Origin of the sequence: Companilactobacillus sp. FL22-1 (assembly GCF_043951805.1) — a bacterium.
In the GTDB taxonomy this organism is placed as follows: domain Bacteria; phylum Bacillota; class Bacilli; order Lactobacillales; family Lactobacillaceae; genus Companilactobacillus.
This window is the reverse complement of record NZ_JBINJY010000023.1, coordinates 1-3093: the sequence shown is the minus strand read 5'-3', so window position 1 is coordinate 3093 and position 3093 is coordinate 1. Positions and strand designations below refer to the sequence as shown.

The window sequence follows — 3093 nt, the reverse complement described above, 5'->3', positions numbered from 1 at the left end:
ACTAAAAAGCTCCTCTCATCCAACCACGTGAGAAGAGCTAATCTTTTATGTATTTACTAAAACTAAGGGCTTGACGCTTACTAACTCAAGCTTTAAACTATGTCTAGTAAATACGAATATTCAAGATTAACTCACGTGTTCCGGGTCGCCAAACTAGGAATTCTCACGTGGGTTTTTTCTTTATTCATTTTATAAACTCATAATACGCCTAAGCCCAGTCGTGTCAAGGGTTTATCCCAGTTTTTTAAAATGACGTTGTTTCTAATAGTATCAAGATAAGAAGAAACTGGTCAAAATCGACCAGTTTCTAAGCCCTCGGGCGCTGACGCCCCGAACCCAGTCCAAGCTGCGCCAGCTTGACCCCATAAATGAGCGGGTGCTCCCGCTCAAACTCACCCCGCACTCGCCGTGGGGCAGGCAAAAAAAGCAGGTGTGCTTTTCTTTGCATGCGCAAAAGTGTTTTATCCGCTAGTCTATCAACTCCTTAAAGCCTCCTAGGGCGTCTAATAGCCCAGCGGGCTATAAAACGCCCTACGTCGATTTACCGTTGACACACACAAAGTTAACTACGTTCAATCTAGTGAGATGTTAAATTAAGCTCTTAAACGCCATTTTAAGCCCATATAAGTGTTTTAAAGATGTGGACCGCCTAATTCATCAGATTTATGTCTGTCGAGTTCCTGTGAGCTTTCAGGGGCTTTTTTAGACGGTTCTTTTAGTCCTGCACGCTCTAGCCACTTTTCAGGTAAATTAATACCTAGTTTTTTGTGTAGAAACTCATCAACATTTCGTATAATGCCTTGAAGCGTTCCTACTAGTTTTTGCAATCTCTCATTTTCTTTTCTCAGTTCATAGTTGCGGCCCTTGGCTTCACTCAAATCATTACGCAAACTATGATTTTCTACTTCCAGATGAATTTTTTCAAAGTTATAAGCGTCGCTAGTCACCGCCCTTTGTTCCAAATCAGCGAGATCATATTTATCAACCGTGACTTTATTTTTATTCATCAAGGTGGGTTTACTAGCAATTTTCTTGGTATCCCGTGGTTTGATTTCATCAAGCTGTTTTTTAGTATCTGCAAGTTTTGCTTGTGTCTCTTGTTTTTCGGTCTCTATTTTTTTCAATTCTTCCCGCATAGCTTTGTATTCGGGTACTGATAAATTCTTACGCTCTTTATTTTTGTTACCACGTTGAACATCAAAGCCATTTTCTTTGAGGTACTGTGGTAATTCCTCTTGAATGTGCTGTAAGGCTTCACGATTGAATATACGCTTAGCTGAGAGCTTTTTATCATCATCAAAGGGCACAATGCCCATATGCATGTGAGGGGTCTTCTCGTCCATATGAACAACTGCATAGCGAATATTTTCGTCACCATAGTTATCTGCAAAATATTGTTTGGCTGTTTCAAAATATTTACGGGTTTCGGCTTCGTCTAATTGCTCAAAAAAATCTTTGTCACTGGTTATAATCCACTCATTGACTAAAACAGCGTCTTTGCGAACTGCCCGCTTACTCGCTTTGTTTTCGTTGATATAGGCTTCAATATCCGTTTTAAAGTTATCAGTGCGCCCAGCCACTAAATCATAATTCAGGTGAGAGCGGGAAACATCAATATCTTCGTTGCTGTGATTAGTCGTTTTCCGTTGGTCATGATTGCCAATGCCGACTAAATTATCAGCTTTTAATTTCGTCATTCTAGCCACTGCAAAACTCATTGTATGCACCTCATTTCGGAGTTATCTTCCAAGTAAAGTATAACCCACTATACTTTACTTCGTAAAGTTTGGGCTCTGCGAGGCCGTTTTTGCTGTTGGCAAGAAAGGCCAAAGCAAAGAAGAGTATAATAAACATAATCATAAAAATAAAAGAGGCTGATTTTAATGAAATCAAGCGAAAAACTTATAGAGAAAGGAAGAAAGACAATAAAACAAATAGACTATTCAGAAACGTCAGCAACGAAAATAGACATAGTAGAGCTATATAGTCCAGAAAATAAATTATATTATCTAGTAATCCAAACATTTAATGGAAACCCTAAAAAAGCAGAATGGGTACTCCAGCGGCAAACCAACGCAATAAAAACAACAAGCCAAAAAATAATCTTATAAAAATTATTTCATGCTATAAATCATTTAACATAAAATAATTTTTGCGCTGATAATCCCACTTAGCAACAATCTCACGTACCACTTGATCAACCTTTTGATCATCACTATCCGTATTAATCAAATCGCCATTTTCAACATCTTCTAATTGCAACTGCTTGCGAATTTCTTTCAGCAAACCGCCATAGCTAATTTGGCGGGAACCAGCCAAAGCTTGTTCCAAATCATCAATTACTTGTAGATCTTGTTCTTGATTATTAGTTAAAATATCTTTGGACTTCACCTGATATTTAGCCGTTTCTTGGGCACTAGCCAGTAAGGAATTTTTCTGGCGTTTCACATTCGGTTTAACCGCTTCAACATTCACAACCGGCACATAAGCTAATTTCATCGCTCGTTGCCAATATTTAGTCCATTCTGCTTGTGAAATATAATTATCAGTTCCTGTAAAATAACTCGATTTCATAAAAAGCAAAACATGCATATGGTGGTGATACATTGGATGATCTGCTTCGTGATTGATGGTAACCTCAGTTGAACGTACATAACCCAACAAATTTTTAGCCACTTTTTTATACTGAAAGATCTTTGCAACAGCTCGTCCCATTTGACGTAACTCACTCTTCAATTGATCACCAGTTGTATTCTCAACAGTTAACGTTAAAAATAAGAACCGGCCCGTCTTTCGTTGTTTAACAGCTTCTGTCAAAATCTGTGTTAACTGATTGGATTGCTTCATTGCCCGCCGCCAATTACATAACGGACACAAACGGGAATGGCAAAACCAAGTCTGAGCCAATTTTTTGTGACCATTTTTATCTTCCACAAAACGTAATACTTCACCACACTCTTTAACCCGATGGGCTTTCTTGTAGTGCAACATTTGTAAATATTCACCATACTGTAAATTCTCTAACTTATGTTCTCGCCATGGTCGTACTTTTCCCGACTGCGATCGATCAACTAAAACTTTTCTATCAGTCAA

3 protein-coding genes are annotated in these 3093 nt (G+C 38.4%); 1 reads left to right on the top strand and 2 read right to left on the bottom strand.

Features of this window, described 5'->3' with window-relative positions; genetic code table 11:
- Positions 1 to 632 precede the first annotated feature (632 nt).
- A complete protein-coding gene (gene mobV, locus ACG72T_RS12450; RefSeq protein WP_395266456.1) occupies positions 633 to 1718 on the bottom strand; it encodes a MobV family relaxase in 1086 nt (361 codons plus the stop codon).
- Positions 1719 to 1883: 165 nt separating this feature from the next.
- Between mobV and ACG72T_RS12445 the strand changes: the two genes are divergently transcribed.
- Positions 1884 to 2111, top strand: a complete 228-nt coding sequence (locus ACG72T_RS12445) for a hypothetical protein (protein WP_395266454.1) — start codon at positions 1884 to 1886, stop codon at positions 2109 to 2111.
- A gap of 13 nt (positions 2112 to 2124) precedes the next feature.
- Here ACG72T_RS12445 and ACG72T_RS12440 read toward each other — a convergent pair.
- A partial coding sequence (locus ACG72T_RS12440) for a protein rep (RefSeq protein WP_395266453.1) occupies positions 2125 to 3093 on the bottom strand: 969 nt, incomplete at its 5' end.

Coding starts and splice junctions, on each gene's coding strand:
- mobV (WP_395266456.1), bottom strand. CDS start 1,718: ATGAGTTTTGCAGTGGCTAGAATGACGAAATTAAAAGCTGATAATTTA.
- ACG72T_RS12445 (WP_395266454.1), top strand. CDS start 1,884: ATGAAATCAAGCGAAAAACTTATAGAGAAAGGAAGAAAGACAATAAAA.